This is a genomic window from Micromonospora sp. WMMC273, assembly GCF_027460285.1.
GTDB classification, from domain to species: domain Bacteria; phylum Actinomycetota; class Actinomycetes; order Mycobacteriales; family Micromonosporaceae; genus Micromonospora; species Micromonospora aurantiaca.
This window is the reverse complement of record NZ_JAPZBE010000001.1, coordinates 5328021-5348270: the sequence shown is the minus strand read 5'-3', so window position 1 is coordinate 5348270 and position 20250 is coordinate 5328021. Positions and strand designations below refer to the sequence as shown.

Genomic DNA, 20250 nt, shown 5'->3' with positions numbered 1-20250 from the left:
CCGCTCGTCCGTCCTCAGTGGAGGAACGGGATTGGTTTGCCGTACGGTGTGCGCGAAGCCTGCAAAACCTTGCCAATGCCGGGGCCTGTGGTCAAGCCGGGCTGACGAGTGCTGTTTCGGGACAGCCATCCCACATGCTGGGGACACGGAACATTAACTGACAATTACTGCACAGATGCGCGTGACCACTCTGGAGTGACATCCCCTGTTCAGGGGGTTGGAGAAAAGAAGGTATTAGGTGATCGGATCCCGGGATGCGTCGGCCGCGACCGTTTCCTGCCTCACTGCGGCTTCCCAAACAGGATCTCGTCTGATGAAATCGCGGCCGTGCCGCGCGTGGCGCTGGCCGCTGCACCAGGCACGGGTCAGCGGGTCGCGCGTGGAAGAAACGACGGAGGCGATGTCGTGAGCACCGGACCTACGACCCTGCCCGGGAGCCCCAACGCCGAACAGCGGAACCGGCGCCGGCGCCTGCCCAGGCTGCGCGACGCGCGGATCCGCTCCAAGCTCGCCCTCATCCTGGTCGTTCCGGTCGCCGCTGTCATCGCACTGGCAACTATCCGACTCGTTTCGGTCGGCGAGGGCGCGTACGAGGCGGACCGGGTCCGGTCGCTGAGCGCGGTGTCCGTCGACATCGCGGCGCTCACCCAGGACCTGCACAAGGAGCGGATGGCGGCGGCGGTCTTCCTGGCCGACCCGAACCAGAAGCCGGACGCGTACAACCTGCGGGTGCGCCAGACCGACGAGCGCATCGCGGCGTACCAGGACGAGCGCGGCAAGCTCGGCGACGTGTCCGGCGCGATCAGCAACCAGCTCAAGGTGATCGACGCCCACCTGTCCACGTTGAACGGCACCCGCCAGGAAGTGCTGGACCGGCTGCAGATGCCGGTGGCCGAGGCGAGCCTGCGCTACGGCATCGTGCTCGACGACCTGGTCGCGTACAGCGACGCGCTGGCCCAGCAGCCGGGCGCGGACAGCCTGGCCGACGCCCGCCGCGCGGTGGCCGCGTTCGCCCACGCCAAGGCCCAGGTGGCCGAGGAGCAGGCGGTGGCCTTCACCGCCCTCGACGGCGGGCAGGTCGGCGAGGAGCAGTTCTCGTCCTTCGTGGCCACGCTCACCGGTCAGCAGGAGGCGCTGCTCACCTTCTCCCGGACCGCGACGCCGGGCCAGCGGGCCCTGGTGGACCGCACCGTCTCCGGTGACGCCGTCCAGCTCGCCGACCGGGTCGCCGGCGACGTCTCCCGGTCCATCGGGCGTCCGGCGCTGGTCACCCGCGACGAGGCGTCGGCCGCCATCGGCGCGGTCGACGACCTGATGCGGTGGGCCGAGATCCAGCTCCTGGACGAGATGCTGGCCGACGCCGACGAGGCACGCGCCGACGTGATCCGGCAGGCGATCGTGGAGAGCCTGCTCGTGCTGCTCACGCTCGCGGTCGCGGTGACGCTCGCCGTGGTGCTGGCCCGCTCGCTCAACGACTCGCTGCGCCGGCTGCGCGAGGGCGCACTCGCCGTGGCCAACCACGACCTGCCGGACGCGGTGAGCCGGTTGCAGAACGTCAACGCCATCGGTGACGGCGGTGTGGACGAGATCGTCCAGCAGGTACGGGACCCGATCAAGCTGAGCAACCGCGACGAGGTCGGTCAGGTGGCGGTGGCCTTCAACGTGGTCCACCGCGAGGCGGTCCGGGTCGCGGCCGAACAGGCCGCGCTGCGGACGAGCGTCTCGGCGATGTTCCTCAACCTGGCCCGCCGCTCGCAGAGCCTGGTCGACCGCATGATCGGCGAACTGGACGCGATCGAGCGGTCCGAGGAGGACCCGAAGCGGCTGGCGCAGCTGTTCGAGCTGGACCACCTCGCCACCCGGATGCGCCGCAACGACGAGAACCTGCTGGTGCTCGCCGGCGCCGACTCGGCCGTGCCGCGCCGCGACGACGCGCTCCTGGTCGACGTGCTGCGCGCCGCGCAGTCCGAAGTCGAGCTCTACAACCGGATCGAGTTCGGCACCGTCGACACCGACATCTCGGTGGCCGCGCACGCCGTCAACGACGTCGTCCGGCTGGTCGCCGAGCTGCTCGACAACGCAACCCGGTTCTCGCCGCCGAACACCACTGTGGTGGCCGACGGCCGCCGGATCCGCGACTATGTGCTGATCCAGATCGAGGACCGCGGTCTGGGCCTCAGCGACGACCAGCTCGACTCGCTCAACCGGCGCCTGGCCGCGCCGCCGACCGTCGACGTGGCCGCGTTCCGGCTGATGGGTCTGGCCGTGGTCAGCCGGCTCGCGTCCCGCTACGGGATCCGCGTCGAGCTGCGCCGCAACGTCGAGGGCGGCACCGTCGCCCAGGTCACGCTGCCGAACTCGACGGTGGTGCTGCCGGCCAACCGGGGCCAGGCACCGCTGACCCGGCCGCGTCAGCCGCTCGCCGTCGAGCAGTCCCCGCTCAGCCAGGTCGGCGCCGGTGACGCGCTGGCCGGAGCCGGGCGGGGCGCTGCCACCGCGACGCTCGCCGACCAGTGGCGCGGGGCGACCACCGCCCCGCCGTCCCGGTGGCAGACGCCCGCCGAGACGCGCGACACCACTCCCGCCGTACAGCTGGGTGGGGCGACCGGCGCGCTGCCGACTGTGGCGGCGCCCGCCCCGGTGGCCGCGGCGCCCGCCGCGCCGGCTCCGGTCTCCGGAGCGGGCTGGTCGGCCGGCGGGCCGACGGTGGCGTACCCCGCGCTGGACCCGCTGCCCAAGCGGACGCCCGGTGTCGAGTCGGCGCAACCCGCGACCCAGGCCGCACCTCCGGCCTACCAGCCGCTCGCCGCGGCGCCGGCGGTGGAGAGCACCCCGGCGACGCCGGTGGTGGCCCGGCCCGAGCAGCGGGCCGAGGCGCCGATATTCCGTGAGATGGAGGCGGTCTGGTTCCGTTCGCACGGAGAGGACGAGACCACCATCTTCACCCGTCCCACGTTCGACGAGCCGCCCGCGCCGGCACAGCCGGCGGTGGCGCCCCCCGCGGCGTCGGCGCGTCCGAAGCTGCCCACCCGTACCCCGGGGGCCCAGGCGTCGGGGCTGACCACGTCGACGACGCCGCCCGCGTACAGCCCGCCGGAGGTTCCGTCCACGCCGCCGGCGGCCGCGACGCCGCCCCCGACGCCACCCGCCGCCGAGCCCGCGCCCGCGCCGTCGATCGACCCGGAGGCCTGGCGTACGGCGGCCGACGAGGGCTGGTCGCGGGCCAGCCGTGCCGCGGAGCCCACCACCGGCGGGACCACCCGCTCCGGCCTGCCCAAGCGGGTTCCGCAGGCCCAGCTCGTGCCCGGCGGAATAGAGCCGAAGAGCGGCCGGGACCGCAGCCGGCGCACGCCGGACGAGGTACGCGGTCTGCTCTCCGCCTACCACCGTGGCGTCCAGCGGGGCCGTACGGCCGGCGCCGACCTGAACAGCACCTCGACCAAGGAGACGAACCGATGAACAGGCCGGCGGCCATGCAGGACATGGGGTGGCTTCTCACCAACTTCGCCGACAGCGTTGCGGGCATCGCGCACGTGGTGGCGGTGTCCGCGGACGGGCTGCTGCTCGCCTCCTCGCGGGATCTGCCCGGCGACCGGGCCGACCAGCTCGCCGCGATCACCTCCGGCGTGGTGAGCCTGACCGAGGGCGCGGCGCGGATGTTCAGCGCCGGTGGGGTGCTGCAGACCGTGATCGAGATGGACAGCGGCTACCTGTTCCTGATGTCCATCAGCGACGGTTCGTCGATGGCCGTGCTCGCGGCGCGCAGCTGCGACGTCGGCCAGGTGGGTTACGAGATGGCACTGCTGGTGGAGCGGGTCGGCCAGGCACTGGTCCCGCTGCCGAGGGACGCGGTCCGGTCCTGATCGGAGCGGGGAGCTGACGACCGGAGCCGGTGCGGCTCCGAACGAGGGGAGGTGATCGCGAGATGGACCCGCGACGTGATCCACGTGGCGCGCTGGTGAGGCCGTACGCGGTCACCCGGGGCCGCACCGAGCCGTTGCAGAACATCGCGCTCGAAGCGGTGCTGTCGAGCACGCCGACGCAGTCGGCCGAGGCGCGCTTCGCCGGGCACGACAAGTACCGCATCTCCTCGGTCTGTGAGGGCCGGGCGCAGTCGCTTGCGGAAATCGCCGCTTACACCCGGATGCCGCTGGGCGTCACCCGGGTGCTGGTCGCCGACATGGTGGCCGAGGGCCTGCTGACGCTACACACTGCCGCTCCCGCGACGGGTTTCGCGGCGCGGATGAACCTGCTTGGAAGGGTGCTAAGTGGACTTCGCGAACTATGACCCCGACGGGGTGAACCGCGGCCGGGAGATCATCTCCGCGAAGATCGTGATCGCGGGTGGCTTCGGCGTGGGTAAGACAACGCTCGTCGGGGCGATCTCCGAGATCCAGCCGCTGACCACCGAGGCGCTGATGACCGCGGCCGGCGTGGGAATCGACGACGCGTCGAAGGTGCCGGGCAAGGAGACCACCACGGTCGCCATGGACTTCGGCCGTATCACGATGGCCGAGGACCTGATCCTCTACCTGTTCGGCACACCGGGCCAGACCCGCTTCTGGTTCATGTGGGACGAGATCATCAGGGGCGCGGTGGGTGCGGCGGTGCTCGTGGACACCCGCCGGATCACCGACGCGTTCGCGCCGCTGGACTACTTCGAGAACCGCAAGCTGCCGTACGTCGTGGCGTTGAACCGCTTCGGCGACGCGCCGCACTACGAGCTGGAGGAGGTCCGGGAGGCGCTCGCCATCTCCCCGGACGTGCCGATGGTCCTGTGCGACGCCCGTCAGCGGGACTCGGTCAAGCAGGTGCTGGTCACCGTGGTGGAGCACGCCATGCTCCGCCTCCAGGCCGAGCACGGCTACCCGGCCTCCGTGGGCTGACCGCCTGCGGGTCAGTCGACCCGCAGGCGGTACCCCCGCTTGACCACCGTCTGCACCACGCGGGGCGCCTTCAGCCCGGCTCGCAGGCGGGCGACAGCCATCTCCACCGCGTGCTCGTCGGCGCCGCGCGGCAGCGTCCGCAGCAGCGCGGTGCGGGAGAGCACCTTCCCCGGTGACGCGGCGAGTGCCCGCAGCACCGCCATCGGCGCCGGCGCCAGCTGACGCAGCTCGCCGTCCACCACCGCGGCGTGCCCGCGCAGCGTCAGGACGTGCCCGGCCGCCTTCACCGAGACGGTACGCCGGGGCAGTTCCTCGACGATGGTGCGGACCAGCGCGCCCAGCCGGGCCCGGCTCGGTGCGCTCACCGGCACCCCGCGGCGGACCAGCGGCTCGGCGGTGACGGTGCCGACGCACCCGGCCAGCACGTCACCGCGCAGCGCCTCCAGCACCGTCTCGGTACGGTCCCCGGCCGCCCGCAGCAGCGCCTCGGCCGCCGGGGCCGAGGTGAACGTGACGGCGTCGACGAGCCGCCCGGCCACCAGGTCGATGAGCCGGTGCAGCGGCGCCGGGTCGGCCGGCGGCGCCCACCGGTACACCGGCACCTCGATCACCGTGGCGCCGGCCGCCACCAGTGCGTCGGCGCACTCGGGCTGCCGCTCGCCGTGCAGTTGCATCGCCACCACCTGGCCGGCCACCCCCCGCCGGACCAGGTGCTCGACCACCTCGTCGCAGCTCTCCGAATCCGGTGACCAGTGCTCGCGCAGCCCGGCGGCACGGATCGCGCCGGTCGCCTTCGGGCCGCGGGACACCACGTAGGCGCGGGCGAGCGTGCTGCGCAGCGGCTCGGCCAGCCCCCAGCCCTCGGCCGCCTCCAGCCAGCCGCGCATGCCGATGCCGGTGTTCGCCATCAGCACGTCCGGCGGCTGTTCCAGGCAGGCCCGGGTGGCCTCACGCAGGTCCGTGTCGTCGGCCAGCGGGACGATCCGTAGCGCCGGGGCGAGCACCACCCGCGCCCCACGCCGCTGGAGCAGCGCGGCCAGTTCGTCGCGCCGCCGGTCGGCGGTGACCCCGATGGTGAAGCCGGCCAGCTCGTCCCGCATCATTCCTCCTGCCGTAACCGCACCTCGACCAGGCCGTCCCGGCAGCGCACCGGATGCCGGCGCAGCGTCACGCCCGGTAGGTCCAGGCACCGTCCCGTGGTGAGGTCGTAGACCTGCTTGTGCAGCGGCGAGGCGAGCGTGGGCACCCCGCCCCGGCTGCCGACCAGCCCCCGGGACATGACGTACGCGCCGCCGACCGGGTCGAGGTTGTCCACCGCGTACAGCCCGTCCGCGGTGCGGAAGACCGCCACCTGGACGCCGTCGACGAGCGCGGCCACGCCCCGGCCGGGGTCGAGCCGGTCCAGCGGGCAGACCGGGGTCCAGTCCAGCGTGACGACGGGGCTCATCGGCGTACCTCCGGCAGGCCCAGCACGACGGGCTGGCGGCGGTGTCCGCCGTCCGGGGGCGCGCCCCGGGCCGGCACCGGCTGGCCCCGTTCCTGGGTGAACGTGATGGACGGGTCGGGTACGTCCGGCGCGTTGACGAACGAGGTGAAGCGGCGCAGCCGGTCCGGGTCCTCCAGGACGTCGCGCCACTCGTCGGAGTAGCTCGCGACGTGCCGGGCCATCGATGCGTCGAGGTCGGCGCAGAGCCCGAGCGAGTCGTCCACGAGCACCGACCGGAGGTGGTCCAGGCCGCCGTCCATGGCCTCGATCCAGGCGGCGGTGCGCTGCAACCGGTCGGCGGTGCGGATGTAGTACATGAGGAACCTGTCGATGAGCGTGACCAGCTCCGCCGTGCTCAGGTCGGTGGCGAACAGGTCGGCGTGCCGGGGCCGGAAACCGCCGTTGCCGCCGACGTACAGGTTCCAGCCGCTCTCGGTGGCGATGATCCCGAAGTCCTTGCTCCGGGCCTCGGCGCACTCGCGGGCGCAGCCGGAGACCGCCGACTTGAGCTTGTGCGGCGCGCGCAGGCCCCGGTAGCGCAGCTCCAGCGCGACGGCGAGCCCGACCGAGTCCTGGACGCCGTAGCGACACCAGGTGTCGCCGACGCAGGACTTCACGGTGCGTAGCGCCTTGCCGTATGCGTGGCCCGACTCGAAGCCCGCGTCGACGAGCCGGCGCCAGATCTGCGGCAGCTGGTCGACCCGCGCGCCGAACAGGTCGATCCGCTGCCCGCCGGTGATCTTCGTGTACAACCGGAAGTCCCGCGCCACCTCGCCGATCGCGATCAGCTTCTCCGGGGTGATCTCCCCGCCGGGGATCCGGGGCACCACGGAGTAGCTGCCGTCGCGTTGCAGGTTGGCCAGGAAGTGGTCGTTCGTGTCCTGGAGCGACGCCGCCTCGCCGTCGAGCACGTGCCCGGTGCCGAGCGAGGCCAGGATCGAGGCCACCACCGGCTTGCAGATGTCGCACCCGCCGCCGCGCCCGTGCTCGGCGACGAGCCGGGAGAACGTGCTGATGCCCCGCACCCGGATCAGGTCGAACAGCTCCTGCCGGCTGTGGTCGAAGTGCTCGCACAGCGCGGTGGACTGGCGTACCCCGGCGGCGTCCAGCAACTGCTTCAGCATGGGCACGCAGGAACCGCAGCTCGTACCGGCCCGGGTGCACGCCTTCAGCGCCGGCACGTCGGTCGCCCCGCCGGCGATCGCCGCGTCCAGGTCGGCCCGGGTCACCGCGTTGCAGGAGCAGACCTGCGCGGTCGCGGGCAAAGCGCCCGCACCGGCGCCCGCGCCGCCGGCCGGCGCCAGCAACGCCAGCGGGGGAGCGGGCAGCGGCCCGCCGACACTGGCCCGCAACGCCGGGTACGCGCTGGCGTCCCCGACCAGCACGCCGCCGAGCAGCGTCCGCGCGTCGTCGGAGAGGACCAGCTTCGCGTACGAGCGGGTGGCCGGGTCGGTGTACGTCACGTCGAGGCAGCCGGGGGTGACGCCGTGCGCGTCACCGAACGACGCCACGTCCACACCGAGCAGCTTGAGTTTCGTGGCGGTGTCCGCGCCGGGGAACGTCGCAGCGCCGCCGAGCAGCCGGTCCGCGACCACCTCGGCGGTGGCGTACCCGGGCGCGACGAGTCCGTGGCAGACCCCGTCGACCGCCGCGCACTCGCCGACCGCCCAGATCCGCTCGTCGGCGGTCCGGCAGGACGCGTCCACCAGCACGCCGCCGCGCGGGCCCAGCGGCAGCCCGGCCGCGCGGGCCAGCTCGTCACGTGGCCGGATCCCGGCGGCCACCACCACCAGCTCCGCGTCGACCGCACGGCCGTCGGCCAGGTCGAGCGCGGCGACCGAGCCGTCCGGCCCGGGGCGCAGCGCCGTGGTGGCCACCCCGAGGTACGGCGTGACGCCCAGCTCCTCGACGTACCGCCGGAGCATCGCCCCGCCCGCCTCGTCCACCTGCATCGGCATGAGCCGGGGCGCGAACTCGACCACGCTCGTGGTGAGCCCGAGCAGCCGCAACGCGTTCGCCGCCTCCAGCCCGAGCAGCCCGCCGCCGATCACCGCGCCGCTGCGGCGGCCCCGGGCGTGCTCCCGGATCGCGGCCAGGTCGTCCAGCGTCCGGTAGACGAAGACGCCTGGCAGATCGGTGCCGTCGACCGGCGGCACGAACGCGTACGAGCCGGTGGCCAGCACCAGCGCGTCGTACGGGTACTCGCCGGCCGCCGTGGTCACCACCCGCCGTGCCCGGTCGACGCCGGTGGCCGGTTCGCCCAGTCGCAGGTCCACACCGGCGTCGGGGGTGTGCAGGTTCAGGTCGCCGGCGTCCACCCCGTCGAAGACGGCCGAGAGCCGCACCCGGTCGTACGCCGGGCGACGTTCCTCGGCGAGCACCGTGACCCGCCACCGTCCGTCGGTGTCCCGGGCCCGCAGCGCCTCGACGAACCGCTGCCCCACCATGCCGTTGCCGACCACGACCAGCCTGCTGATTCGCTCGGTCATGACGCCACCTCCACCGTCTCGCGTACCTCGTCGGTTGTGGACGGATCCGCCTCGGCGAGCCAGGCGGCGATGCCGGCCACCGCGTCCCGGCAGCTGCCGCAGCCGGTGGCGGCCCGGGTCGCCACGGACAGCTCCGCCGCCGTCCGGGCGCCTGCCCGCCAGCACGCCACCAGCGCGCCCTTGCTCACGTCGTTGCACCGGCACACCGTTGCGGCGTCCGGCATCAGCGCCGGTGACGCGGCCGGTCCGGCCGGCGCCTCGCCGAACGCCCGGCCGAGCAGCAGCGAACGCCGGTCCGCCGGCACCGGCGCGCCCCTGTCGAACAACTGCACCACCGTGCCGACCGCCGGGTTGTCGCCGAGCAGGATCGCGCCGGTCAGCCGCTCGTCCCGGATGCGCAGCCGGGCGTAGGTGCCCCGGGCCGGGTCGGCGAAGGTCAGCTCCTCGACCGGCGGCCCGTCCGGGTCGCGGGTCCCGTCCACGTCGCCCATCGCGGCCAGGTCGATGCCGGCCGCCTTGAGCCGGGTCACCGCCGGCCGGGGCCGGTACCGGGCCAGCGGGTCCGCGCCGGTCAGCACGTCGGCCACCACCCGGGCCTGCGCCCAGGCCGGCGCGACGAGCCCGGTCAGCGTCCCGTCGTGCTGGGCGCAGTCGCCGATCGCGGAGATCCGCCTGTCGCTCGTCCGCAACCGGTCGTCAACCACCACGCCCCGCTCGACGGCGAGTCCGGCCGCCGCGGCGAGCGCGGTGTCGGGGCGTACCCCGCAGCAGAGCACCAGCAGGTCGGCGTCGAGCGGCTCGGCGTCGGCCAGGTGCAGGCGGACGCCGGTGGCGCCGGCGCTCACGGCGGTGGCCGGCACCCCGAGCCGGGACCGGACGCCCAGGCCGGCGAGCGTGCCCGCGAGTACCGCGCCGGCCGGCGGGTCGAGCTGACGTTCCATCAGGTGCCCGACCGGGTGGACCACTGTCACGTCGAGACCCCGGGCGGCCAGCCCTCGGGCCGCCTCCAGACCCAGCAGCCCGCCGCCGAGCACGATCACGCGCCGCGCGCCCTCGGCGGCGGCGAGGATCCGCCGGCAGTCGCCGAGCGTGCGGAACGGGACCACCCGCTCGGGCAGCGGGGCGAGGCCCGGCAGCGGCGGCACCACGGCCCGGCTCCCGGTGGCGAGCACCAGGTGGTCGTACCCGTGTCGCTCGCCGTCGTCGGTGACCACCTCGCCGGCGGCCCGGTCCACGGCGGTGACGGCCGCGCCGGTGCGGACCTCGACGCCCGGCCCGACGGCTTCGACCAGTTCCACGTCCGGCTCGCCGATGCGTCCGGCGAGCAGCGTGGAGAGCATGATCCGGTTGTACGCGCGGTGCGGCTCCGCCCCGAGCACGGTGATCCGCCGGTCTCCGCCGCGTGCGTGCAGCTCGGCGGCGAGCCGGGCGCCGGCCATGCCGTAGCCGACGACGACGATGCGTTCGTTCATGCCGGCTCCACCCGGACCGCGCAGATCTTGAACTCGGGCATCCCGGAGACCGGGTCGAGCGCGTCGTTGGTGACCGAGTTGGCGCGTTGCGCGCCCGGCCAGTGGAACGGCGCGAAGACGGTGTCCGGCCGGATCGCGGTGCTGAGCCGAGCCGGTGCGCACAACTCACCCCGGCGGGAGACCACCCGTACCGGTGTTCCCTCGGCCACGCCGATCCGTGCTGCCAGGTCCGGGTGCAGCTCGACGAAGCCGCCCGGCGCGGCGCGGCGCAACGCGGCCACCCGCCGGGTCTGCGCACCGGACTGGTATTGAGCCAGCACCCGGCCGGTGGTGAAGTGCAGCGGGTAGTCGGCGCACACCGGTTCGGCGGCCGGCCGGTGGGTCACCGGATGGAACCGGGCCCGGCCGTCCGGGGTGGGGAAGTGGTCGGCGAACAGCCGGGGCGTGTCCGGGCCGTCCCGGTCCGGGCAGGGCCAGAAGACGCCGGTGTCGGCGTCGATCCGGTCCCAGGTGATCCCGGCGTAGTCGGCCGGCCCGCCGGCCGAGGCCCGGCCCAGCTCCGCGAACACCTCGCGCGGGTCGGCCGGCAGCGGCGTCCCGCCCCCGCTCAGCCGTGCGGCGAGCGCGGCGAGGATCTCCAGTTCGGTACGGACCCCGGCCGGTGGCTCACGAAGCGCCCGGCGGCGCAGCACCCGGCCCTCCAGATTGGTCATCGTGCCGTCCTCCTCGGCCCACTGGGCGACCGGCAGCACCACGTCGGCCAGCTCGGCCGTCTCGGAACGGACGAAGTCCGCCACCACGAGCAGATCCAGGGCGCGCAGCCGAGACTCGACCCGCGCGGCGCGGGGCGCGGACACGACCGGATTGGAACCGAACACCAGCAGCGCCCGCGCGCCGGACGGCGTGCCGAGCGCGTCCAGGAGCTGGTAGGCAGGCACCCCCGGCCCGGGTAGCGAGTCCGGTCCGACGCCCCACACCCCGGCGACGTGCTCGCGGGCCGCCGGGTCGTCGATGCGCCGGTAGCCGGGGAGCTGGTCGGCCTTCTGCCCGTGTTCCCGCCCGCCCTGCCCGTTGCCCTGCCCGGTCAGGCAGCCGTAACCCGAGCCGGGGCGGCCGGGCAGGCCCAGGGCGAGTGCCAGGTTGATGAAGGCGGTGACCGTGTCGACGCCCTTGGCGTGCTGCTCGGCGCCCCGGGCGGTGAGGACGACAGCGCGGTCCACAGTGGCGAGGGCGCGGGCGGTGGCGTACAGGTCGGCCACCGGCACGCCGGAGAGCCGTTCCACCTCCGCCGGCCAGTAGCCGGCCACCGTCCGCCGGACCTCGTCGAAGCCGGTGGTCCGCTCCGCCACGTACGACCGGTCCAGCCAGCCCTCGGTGAGCGCGATGTGCAGCAGCGCGTTCGCCACCGCGAGGTCGGTGCCGGGCAGGGGTTGCAGGTGCAGGTCGGCCTGGCGGGCGGTCGCGGTGGCACGCGGGTCGACCACGATCAGCCGGCCGCCGCGTTCCCGCAGGTCGGTGACGTGCCGCATCAGCGGTGGCATGGTCTCGGCCGGGTTCGCGCCGACCAGCAGCAGCGTGTCCGCGCGGCCGAGGTCGGCGAGCGGGAACGGCAGCCCACGGTCGATCCCGAACGCCCGGTTCCCGGCCGCGGCGGCCGACGACATGCACCAGCGCCCGTTGTAGTCGATGTGCCGGGTCCGCAGCGTCACCCGGGCGAAGCGACCGAGCGCGTACGCCTTCTCGTTGGTGAGGCCGCCGCCACCGAAGACCGCCACGGCGTCCGGCCCGTACCGGTGCTGCACGTCCCGGACCCCGGCGGCGACGCGGTCGAGCGCCTCGTCCCAGGTCGCCGGGCGCAGCTCGCCGCCGGGCCGGCCGCGCAGCAGCGGGGTGGTGAGCCGGTCCGGGTGGTCGAGCAGGTCGGCGGCGGTCCAGCCCTTCTGGCACAGCCCGCCGCGGTTGGTGGGGAAGTCGCGGGCGCTGACCTCGACACCGTCACGGGTGGCCCGCAGCACCATGCCGCACTGCAAGGCGCAGTACGGGCAGTGCGTGGCGGCCTCGGCGGGGCGTGAGCCCGTTCGCGTCGCCGTGCGTGCACCGTCTGTCATGTCGGAAAAGCGTGCCGTCGGGCGGTTTCCGGTCCGGGTCTGCTCTGTTTCGGTCCTGTCACGAGCGCTTCACACCGCACGCGCGTGACGAGACGTTCCGCAGGGCTTAGAATGTGAGACAACAATCTCATATAACGGGAGGCACGATGAGCGTGGCGGACGCGTTCGACGCGGTGGCCGGCAGCTACGACCAGGCCCGACGCCGCCTGGTGCCCTGCTTCGACGCCTTCTACGGCACCGCTGTCGAAGTGGCCGCGCCGCCGCTGCGCGCCGCGCTCGCCGCCGGGCGTACCCCCGAGGTGCTGGACCTGGGCGCGGGCACCGGCCTGCTGTCCCTGCTGCTGACCGCAGCCGTCCCCGGCGTCCGCCTGACGCTCGTGGACGGCGCACCCGGCATGCTCGCGGTGGCCGCCGCACACCTGGAGAAGCGCGGCGTGGCGCACCGGACGGTGCACGCCGACCTGGCCGGCCCGCTGCCCGCCGGCCGGTACGACGCGGTGGTGTCCGCGCTGGCCATCCACCACCTCGACGACGAGGGAAAACAGGCGCTGTACGAGCGGGCCGCCGACGCGCTCGTCCCCGGCGGGGTGTTCGTCAACGCCGAGCAGGTCGCCGGGCCCACCCCGGCGCTGGACCGCCGCTACGACGAGGTGTGGACGGCGCGGATCACCGAGCTGGGATCCGACGCCGAGGAGATCGCCGGCGCCCGGGAGCGGATGCGGCACGACCGGCCGGCCACGGTGGCAGACCAGTGCCGGTGGCTGACCGAGGCGGGTCTGGTGGACGTGGACTGCTTCTTCAAGGAATGGCGTTTCGCGGTCTTCGGCGGCCGGCGTACCTGAGACCGCTGTCCGTTTCCCTGATCGGCGGGGACGAGGATGACTGGTGGTCATACCGCTGGGTAGTCTTCCTGGCATGACCGCCAAGGTGACGCTGTCGTTCTCCGACGAGACGATCGAGGAGGCTCGCCGGTTCGCCAAGCGGGAAGGGCTCTCCCTCTCCGCCTGGATGGACCAGGCCGCCCGGGAGAAGGCGCTGCGCGAGGTCTTCACCGCGCACGCCGACGCGGTCGGCCGTGCCGGCCTGGACCTGGAAGCCGCCGCCCTGGCCGACGCCCAGGAGGCCGCGCTCGTCGACGACGCCCTGTTCGGCGGGCGTCCGCGTGCTGCGTAGGGGCGAGGTCTGGCGCATCTCCGGCGCCCGGGAACGGTTCGGCCTGGTGATCAGCTCCGACGTCTACAACGCCACTGCGGTACCCATCGTGATCGTGGCCGAGGTAGTGGAGGAGTCACTGCTGCGCGACTCGCCGCTCGCCGTGCGGATGGGCGCGTACGTGGTGATGCCCGACCGGATCTCCTCACCGATGAAGAAGTGGTTCACCGAGTGCGTCGACGTGGCCGACACCGAGACCATGCAGCGGGTCGGCCGGGCGCTGCGGATCCTCCAGGAACTGTGACCGCCTCACCGGCGCGCTCCGGCGGACGTGCGCTCTCCGTTGCCGCGCCGACGCGCGCGGGGCACGCCGGGGAAACCACCGGCTGAGAGCGTCGCCTCGTCATCGACGAGGAGGAGTCCGTCAGTGAGCACGCTCGTTTCCGCACCCACCACGCCGCCGGCCACCACCGCCGGCCGGCTCACCGAATGGCGGCCGGAGGATCCGGCGTTCTGGGCGGCCGGCGGCGCCCGGGTGGCCCGGCGCAACCTGTACGTCTCGATCTTCGCCGAGCACGTCGGCTTCTCGGTGTGGAGTCTCTGGTCGGTGACGGTGCTGTTCCTCGGCCCCGAGTACGGCATCGATCCGGCCGGGAAGTTCCTGCTCACCGCCGTGCCGGCCGCGCTGGGGGCGGTGCTGCGGCTGCCGTACACGCTGGCGGTGGCCCGCTTCGGCGGCCGGAACTGGACCATCGTGAGCGCCCTGCTGCTGCTGGTGCCGGCGGTGCCGATGGCGGTGCTGATCGAGCCCGGGGTGTCGTACGCCACGCTGATGGTGCTGGCCTGCCTGTCCGGCGTCGGCGGCGGCAACTTCGCCTCGTCGATGGCGAACATCAACCTGTTCTTCCCCGAGCGGCTCAAGGGCCGGGCGCTGGGACTCAACGCCGGCGGCGGCAACCTGGGCGTACCGGCGGTGCAACTGGTGGGGCTGGCCGTGCTGGCGACCGCGGGCGCCGCGTACCCCCGGCTCGTGCCGGCGGTCTACCTGCCGCTGATCGTGCTGGCCGCGCTGGCCGCGGCCCGGTGGCTGGACAACGTGCCGGGGGCACGAAACGAGCCGGGCGCGCTGCGCGCGGCGGCCCGCGACCCGCACACCTGGGTGATGTCGCTGCTCTACGTCGGCACGTTCGGCTCCTTCATCGGCTTCGGGTTCGCCTTCGGCCAGGTGCTCCAGCTCCAGTTCCACGACCGGTTCCCGACGCCCGTGGACGCCGCCTGGCTGACCTTCCTCGGGCCGCTGATCGGGTCGCTGATCCGGCCCGTCGGCGGTCAGCTCGCCGACCGGCTGGGCGGGGCGCGGGTGACGTTCTGGAACTTCGTGGCGATGGCCGCCGGGGCCGGGCTGGTGCTGTACGCGGCCCGCGAGCGGTCCTTTCCGCTCTACCTGGCCGGGTTCCTGGCGCTGTTCGTCTTCTCCGGGATCGGCAACGGCTCGACGTACAAGATGATCCCGGCGATCTTCCGGGCCCGGGCCGTCGCGGAGAGCGAGCTGACCGGCGACCCGGAGGCGGCGCAGCGGCGGGCCCGGCGTCTGTCCGGGGCGGTGATCGGGATCGCCGGGGCGGTCGGGGCCTCGGGCGGGGTGCTGGTGAACGTGGCGTTCCGGCAGTCGTTCCTGACCTCCGGCACGGCGGACGCCGCGTACCTGGCATTCATCGCCTGGTACGCGCTCTGCTTCCTGGTGACCTGGGTGGTCTACCTGCGTCCGGGGCCGCGTACGCTGGCCGGCGTGTGACCTGTGCCATGACGAACCCGCAGGCCATGCGCGGCGCGACCCCGTTTTGACCTGCCACCGGGCGGCCGGGTATCGTTGCCTGCTGTTGTACGACATTCTTAGGCGTGCCGCATCAGGTACGCTTGGTCGTTCGTGCGCGCTGGTCCGGCTGGGTACTCCTGGTCACCTCGGCGCGCGACCCCAGACCGACGACGAGACAAGGTAGACCTGTGCGTACGTACAGCCCGAAGCCGGGTGAGATCGAGCGTCAGTGGCACGTCATCGACGCCTCTGATGTCGTGCTGGGCCGCCTGGCGACCCACGCCGCCACGCTCCTGCGTGGCAAGCACAAGCCGACTTTCGCGCCGCACGTCGACACGGGCGACTTCGTCGTCATCGTGAACGCGGGCAAGGTCGCGCTGACCGGCAACAAGCGTCAGACCAAGGTCGCTTACCGCCACTCCGGTTACCCGGGTGGCCTGAAGCGGGTCGGCTACGACGAGCTGCTGACCAAGCGGCCCGAGCGGGCCATCGAGCTGGCCGTGAAGGGCATGCTCCCGCACAACAAGCTGGGCCGTCAGCTTCTCAAGAAGCTGAAGGTCTACGCCGGTGCCGAGCACCCGCACACCGCGCAGCAGCCGGTGCCGTTCGAGATCAAGCAGATCGCGCAGTGAGCGCGGGCGAAGGAAGCAGCATGACCGACATCACCGCCACCGAGGTCGCCCCCGAGGCCACCGAGGCGCCGGCGCCCGTCGCGCGCGCGCCCCGTGGTGACCGCCCGATCCAGACCGTGGGTCGGCGCAAGGAAGCCATCGTCCGGGTCCGGATCGTCCCGGGCACCGGCAAGATCACCTGCAACGGCCGCGACCTCGAGGCCTACTTCCCGAGCAAGGTGCACCAGCAGCTCATCAAGGACCCGCTGGTCACCGCCGAGAAGCCCGAGGCGTTCGACGTGATCGCCAACCTGCGTGGCGGCGGCACCACCGGCCAGGCCGGCGCGCTGCGGCTCGCCATCGCCCGGGCGCTGATCGTCAGCGAGCCCGACGACCGCCCGGCCCTGAAGAAGGCCGGCTTCCTGACCCGTGACGCCCGGGTCAAGGAGAGCAAGAAGTACGGCCTCAAGAAGGCCCGCAAGGCTCCCCAGTACTCGAAGCGCTGATCACCACAAGCGTCTTGTACTTCTGACGGACGGCCGGTTCGCCTCCCCATCCGGGAGGCGGACCGGCCGTTCCGCGTTTTCTCCTCTCATCGGCAGTTCCACGGAGGTTGGCGGGTATGGGCCGGTTGTTCGGCACGGACGGCGTACGCGGGCGGGCGAACGCGGATCTCACCCCGGAGTTGGCGCTTGCGGTCGCGGTGGCCGCGGCCCACACGCTGGCCGAGACCGACAAGAGCCATCCGCCGCTCGCGGTGGTCGGCCGGGACACCCGGGCCAGCGGCGAGATGCTGGAGGCGGCGGTGGTCGCCGGGCTCACCAGCGCCGGCGCCAACGTGGTCCGGGTCGGCGTGCTGCCCACCCCGGCGGTGGCGTTCCTCACCGCCGAGGCCAAGGCCGACCTGGGCGTGATGCTCTCCGCCTCGCACAACCCGATGCCGGACAACGGCATCAAGCTGTTCGCGGCCGGCGGGCACAAGCTGCCCGACGAGATCGAGATGCGGATCGAGGAGGCGGTGAAGGCGAACGCCACCACCGCCTGGAAGCGTCCCGTCGGTGCAGGTGTCGGCCGCGTGCACGACCTGCTCGACGGCGCCGACCACTACGTGCAGCACCTGGTCGGCACCGTGCCGCACCGCCTCGACGGGATCAAGGTCGTGGTCGACTGCGCCAACGGCGCGGCCGCCGACGTCGCCCCGGTCGCCTACCGGGAGGCCGGCGCCGAGGTGATCGCCATCCACGCCGAGCCGGACGGGCTCAACATCAACGACGAGTGCGGCTCGAACCACATCGAGGCGCTGCGCGCCGCAGTGGTCGAGCACGGCGCCCACCTCGGCATCGCCCACGACGGCGACGCCGACCGCTGCGTCGCGGTCACCGCCGACGGCGACGAGGTCGACGGCGACCAGGTCATGGCGATCCTCGCGCTGGCCATGCGGGACGCCGGCGAGCTGACCCAGGACACCCTGGTCGCCACCGTGATGAGCAACCTCGGTCTCCGCCTGGCCATGTCCGAGCACGGCATCCGGCTGGTCGAGACCAAGGTCGGTGACCGGTACGTGCTGGAGGAGCTGCGCGCCTCCGGCCTGGCGCTCGGCGGCGAGCAGAGCGGCCACATCGTGCTGCCCGCGTACGCGACCACCGGCGACGGCGTGCTGACCGGCCTGCACCTGATGGCCCGCATGGCCGCGACCGGCACCTCGCTGGCCGAGCTTGCCGCGGTGGTCACCAAGCTGCCCCAGGTGCTGATCAACGTGCCGGTCGGGGACCGTACCGTCGGCGCCGCCGCACCGGCCGTCCGGGCCGAGGTCGAGCGCGCCGAGGCGGAGCTGGGCGAGACCGGCCGGGTGCTGCTGCGCCCGTCCGGCACCGAGCCGCTGGTGCGGGTCATGGTCGAGGCGGCCACCGAGGACACCGCGCGTGAGGTCGCCGAGCGCATCGCCGAGCACGTGCGGACCGCGAGCCCGGTCGCCTGAGCCACGCCGCCCGCCCGCTGGGGAAACTCCCTCCAGCGGGCGGTTCAGTCTCCGCGCAGACCACGCAGCCGGGTCACCGCCTCGGCCAGCACCTCCGGCCGCTTGCAGAACGCGAACCGGATCAGCCGGCGACCGGCCTCCACGTCGTCGTAGAACACCTGCGTCGGCACCGCCACCACGCCGCAGCGCTCCGGCAGCGCCCGGCAGAACTCCACCCCGTCCCGGCCGCCCAGCGGCGTGACGTCGGCGGTCACGAAGTAGGTGCCCTCCGGCGGGAGCACACCGAACCCGGCGTCGGCCAGCCCGGCGGCGAGCTGGTCCCGGCGACGTTGCATGTCGTCCCGGAACCCGGTGAAGTACGCGTCCGGCAGCCCGAGCGCCACCGCCACCGCCGGTTGCAGCGGTCCGGCGTTGACGAACGTCAGGAACTGCTTCACCCGCAGCACGGCGGCCACCAGCGGCGCGGGGCCGCTCACCCAGCCGACCTTCCAGCCGGTGCAGGAGAACGTCTTGCCGGCTGACGAGATGCGCAGCGTCCGCTCCCACATCCCCGGCAGCGTGGCCGGTGGTACGTGCGGCGCGGCGGCGTCGGTGAACACCAGGTGCTCGTAGACCTCGTCGGTGACCGCATACACGTCGTGTTCCCGGCACAGCTCGGCCACCGTCGTCAGTTCGTCGGCGGTGAAGACCTTGCCGGTCGGGTTGTGCGGCGAGTTCAGCAGCACCAGCCGGGTACGCGACCCGAACGCGGCGCGCAACTCGTCCGGGTCGAACGCGTACCTGCCGTCGGGCCCGGGCCGTAGCGTCACCGGGCGGCGGACCGCCCCGGCCAGCGCGATCGAGGCGGCGTACGAGTCGTAGTACGGCTCGAAGCAGATCACCTCGTCACCCGGCTCGCACAGCGCGAGGATGCTCGCCGCGATCGCCTCGGTCGCCCCGGCGGTCACCACGATCTCGCCGTCCGGGTCGTACTCCAGGCCCCAGAACCGGCGCTGGTGCTCGGCGACGGCGGCGCGCAGCGCGGGGATGCCCGGACCGGGCGGGTACTGGTTGTGGCCGGTACGCAGCGCCTCGGCCGCGGCGGCGAGCATCTCCGGCGGGCCGTCGGTGTCCGGGAAGCCCTGCCCGAGGTTGACCGCGCCGGTACGCACTGCGAGCGCGGACATCTCGGCGAAGACGGTGGTGCCGAACGGCCGCATCCGGGCCACCAGGGGATCGGTCGTCGTCACGGCTGCGAGCCTACGGCCCGCCGCCGAGTGCTCACCAGCCGAAGCAGGTCGCGCCGTACTCGCCCGAGTCCTTGGAGACGACCTTGCCGTTGACGGTGATCCGGCAGGTCACGTCGCCGGACCCGACCGGGCTGGCGATGATCTGCACCCGCTCGCGGTCGTTCGCCGTGAAGCTCAGCCGCCAGGGGGTGTCCACGGCGCCGGGCTGGTGGAAGTTGGCGTCCGCGTCGTAGAACTGCACCTCGGCCTCGCCGTCGGTGGCTGTCACCTCGTACAGCACGGTGAACTTGCCGGGCCCGCCGGACGGGGTGGTGGCCGGCCGGGCCGGCGGCGCGGTCGGCTCGTCGGCCCACCCGTCGGGCTCGCCGTAGAACGGCTCGTCGTACCGGTCGCCGGAGGCCGTCCCGTCGTCCAGGCCCCGGCCGAGGAAGGACAGCCCGACGCAGCCGCAGACGATGATCGCCAGCACGGTGACGAGGCCGATCACCAGGCCGGCCACCCAGCCACCGCCGCCACCGCGGCGCGGCGGCATGCCCGGATACGCGTACGGCGGCGGGTAGGGGCCGGGCGGGTGGGACCCGGCGCTGTAGGGGCCGGGCGGGTAGGTGCCAGGTGTCCAGGCCGGCTGTGCCGGGAAGTCGGGCACGCCGGGCTGGGACGGCCACCCGGGCGCACCCGGGATGTGCGGGTCGCCGGAGGTCGGTGGGACGGGCGGGCGCGGCGCGGCGGCCGGGTCGGCCGGAGCCGCCCACCCCGGTTCGCCCACCGGGTGTCCCGTCCCGCTCGGTGGCATGGCCGGACCGGTTCCGGCTGACGCGCTCCCCGGGCCGGTGGCCGCCCAGGGGCTCGGAGCGGGCGGCGGCGACCAGGGCTCGGGCGGCGTCCACGGCTGCGGGGCGGCCAGCGGGTCCGGCGGCGTCCAGGAGGAGGGCTGCGGCGTGGCCGGCGCGGCGGTCGGGTCGGCCGGTCCGGGGGCCGGTTCGGGGGAGGGGGTCGTCTCGGACATGGGCTCAGCTCACAGGG

Annotated in this window: 18 protein-coding genes; 11 read left to right on the top strand and 7 right to left on the bottom strand. The window is 73.7% G+C overall.

Going from position 1 to position 20250, the window contains the following annotated elements; translation table 11 throughout:
* Nucleotides 1–405 precede the first annotated feature (405 nt).
* The 4 genes from O7611_RS24715 (at nucleotide 406) to O7611_RS24700 (ending at nucleotide 4886) form a co-directional block, all read left to right on the top strand.
* A complete protein-coding gene (locus O7611_RS24715; RefSeq protein WP_194801406.1) occupies nucleotides 406–3459 on the top strand; it encodes a sensor histidine kinase in 3054 nt (1017 codons plus the stop codon).
* The gene (locus O7611_RS24710; protein WP_013288588.1) at nucleotides 3456–3863 is read left to right on the top strand and encodes a roadblock/LC7 domain-containing protein; all 408 of its coding nucleotides are present in this window, start codon (nucleotides 3456–3458) and stop codon (nucleotides 3861–3863) included. Before O7611_RS24715 ends, O7611_RS24710 begins: the two co-directional genes overlap by 4 nt.
* 62 nt (nucleotides 3864–3925) lie before the next feature.
* Nucleotides 3926–4288 (top strand): DUF742 domain-containing protein, encoded by a 363-nt coding sequence (locus tag O7611_RS24705; RefSeq protein WP_013288587.1) that lies wholly within the window; start codon nucleotides 3926–3928, stop codon nucleotides 4286–4288.
* Complete coding sequence (locus tag O7611_RS24700) at nucleotides 4269–4886, top strand: GTP-binding protein (protein WP_013288586.1); 618 nt, start codon at nucleotides 4269–4271, stop codon at nucleotides 4884–4886. Before O7611_RS24705 ends, O7611_RS24700 begins: the two co-directional genes overlap by 20 nt.
* Nucleotides 4887–4897: 11 nt before the next feature.
* Here O7611_RS24700 and O7611_RS24695 read toward each other — a convergent pair whose 3' ends face one another.
* The 5 genes from O7611_RS24695 to O7611_RS24675 are packed head-to-tail and all read right to left on the bottom strand — an operon-like array spanning nucleotide 4898 to nucleotide 12441.
* Nucleotides 4898–5986: a uroporphyrinogen-III synthase gene (locus O7611_RS24695; RefSeq protein ID WP_194801405.1), complete on the bottom strand. Its 1089-nt coding sequence runs from the start codon at nucleotides 5984–5986 to the stop codon at nucleotides 4898–4900.
* Entirely contained in the window at nucleotides 5986–6333 is a 348-nt protein-coding gene (nirD, locus tag O7611_RS24690) for a nitrite reductase small subunit NirD (RefSeq protein ID WP_194801404.1), read from the bottom strand. The genes O7611_RS24695 and nirD overlap by 1 nt, the downstream gene beginning before the upstream one ends.
* Nucleotides 6330–8861 (bottom strand): nitrite reductase large subunit NirB, encoded by a 2532-nt coding sequence (nirB, locus tag O7611_RS24685; protein WP_269697656.1) that lies wholly within the window; start codon nucleotides 8859–8861, stop codon nucleotides 6330–6332. The genes nirD and nirB overlap by 4 nt, the downstream gene beginning before the upstream one ends.
* Entirely contained in the window at nucleotides 8858–10333 is a 1476-nt protein-coding gene (locus O7611_RS24680) for an FAD-dependent oxidoreductase (RefSeq protein WP_269697655.1), read from the bottom strand. Before O7611_RS24680 ends, nirB begins: the two co-directional genes overlap by 4 nt.
* Complete coding sequence (locus O7611_RS24675; protein ID WP_269697654.1) at nucleotides 10330–12441, bottom strand: molybdopterin oxidoreductase family protein; 2112 nt, start codon at nucleotides 12439–12441, stop codon at nucleotides 10330–10332. Before O7611_RS24675 ends, O7611_RS24680 begins: the two co-directional genes overlap by 4 nt.
* Before the next feature lie 146 nt (nucleotides 12442–12587).
* Between O7611_RS24675 and O7611_RS24670 the strand changes: the two genes are divergently transcribed.
* The 7 genes from O7611_RS24670 to glmM all read left to right on the top strand — a co-directional run bounded on the left by O7611_RS24670 (nucleotide 12588) and on the right by glmM (nucleotide 17998).
* Nucleotides 12588–13283: a class I SAM-dependent methyltransferase gene (locus O7611_RS24670; protein ID WP_269697653.1), complete on the top strand. Its 696-nt coding sequence runs from the start codon at nucleotides 12588–12590 to the stop codon at nucleotides 13281–13283.
* 73 nt (nucleotides 13284–13356) lie between these two features.
* Nucleotides 13357–13614: a DUF6364 family protein gene (locus tag O7611_RS24665; RefSeq protein WP_030501570.1), complete on the top strand. Its 258-nt coding sequence runs from the start codon at nucleotides 13357–13359 to the stop codon at nucleotides 13612–13614.
* Entirely contained in the window at nucleotides 13604–13897 is a 294-nt protein-coding gene (locus tag O7611_RS24660) for a type II toxin-antitoxin system PemK/MazF family toxin (protein ID WP_091426307.1), read from the top strand. Before O7611_RS24665 ends, O7611_RS24660 begins: the two co-directional genes overlap by 11 nt.
* A 123-nt stretch (nucleotides 13898–14020) precedes the next feature.
* The gene (locus tag O7611_RS24655; protein ID WP_194801399.1) at nucleotides 14021–15388 is read left to right on the top strand and encodes an MFS transporter; all 1368 of its coding nucleotides are present in this window, start codon (nucleotides 14021–14023) and stop codon (nucleotides 15386–15388) included.
* A gap of 209 nt (nucleotides 15389–15597) precedes the next feature.
* The gene (gene rplM / locus O7611_RS24650; RefSeq protein WP_013288574.1) at nucleotides 15598–16041 is read left to right on the top strand and encodes a 50S ribosomal protein L13; all 444 of its coding nucleotides are present in this window, start codon (nucleotides 15598–15600) and stop codon (nucleotides 16039–16041) included.
* A 20-nt stretch (nucleotides 16042–16061) separates the two neighbouring features.
* A complete protein-coding gene (gene rpsI, locus O7611_RS24645; RefSeq protein ID WP_018784602.1) occupies nucleotides 16062–16526 on the top strand; it encodes a 30S ribosomal protein S9 in 465 nt (154 codons plus the stop codon).
* A 116-nt stretch (nucleotides 16527–16642) separates the two neighbouring features.
* Nucleotides 16643–17998 (top strand): phosphoglucosamine mutase, encoded by a 1356-nt coding sequence (gene glmM, locus O7611_RS24640; RefSeq protein ID WP_194801398.1) that lies wholly within the window; start codon nucleotides 16643–16645, stop codon nucleotides 17996–17998.
* A 44-nt stretch (nucleotides 17999–18042) separates the two neighbouring features.
* Here glmM and O7611_RS24635 read toward each other — a convergent pair whose 3' ends face one another.
* A complete protein-coding gene (locus tag O7611_RS24635) occupies nucleotides 18043–19227 on the bottom strand; it encodes a pyridoxal phosphate-dependent aminotransferase (RefSeq protein ID WP_194801397.1) in 1185 nt (394 codons plus the stop codon).
* Between the two features lie 31 nt (nucleotides 19228–19258).
* Nucleotides 19259–20233, bottom strand: coding sequence for an MmpS family transport accessory protein (locus O7611_RS24630; RefSeq protein WP_269697652.1), 975 nt, complete (start codon nucleotides 20231–20233; stop codon nucleotides 19259–19261).
* Nucleotides 20234–20250: the final 17 nt, after the last annotated feature.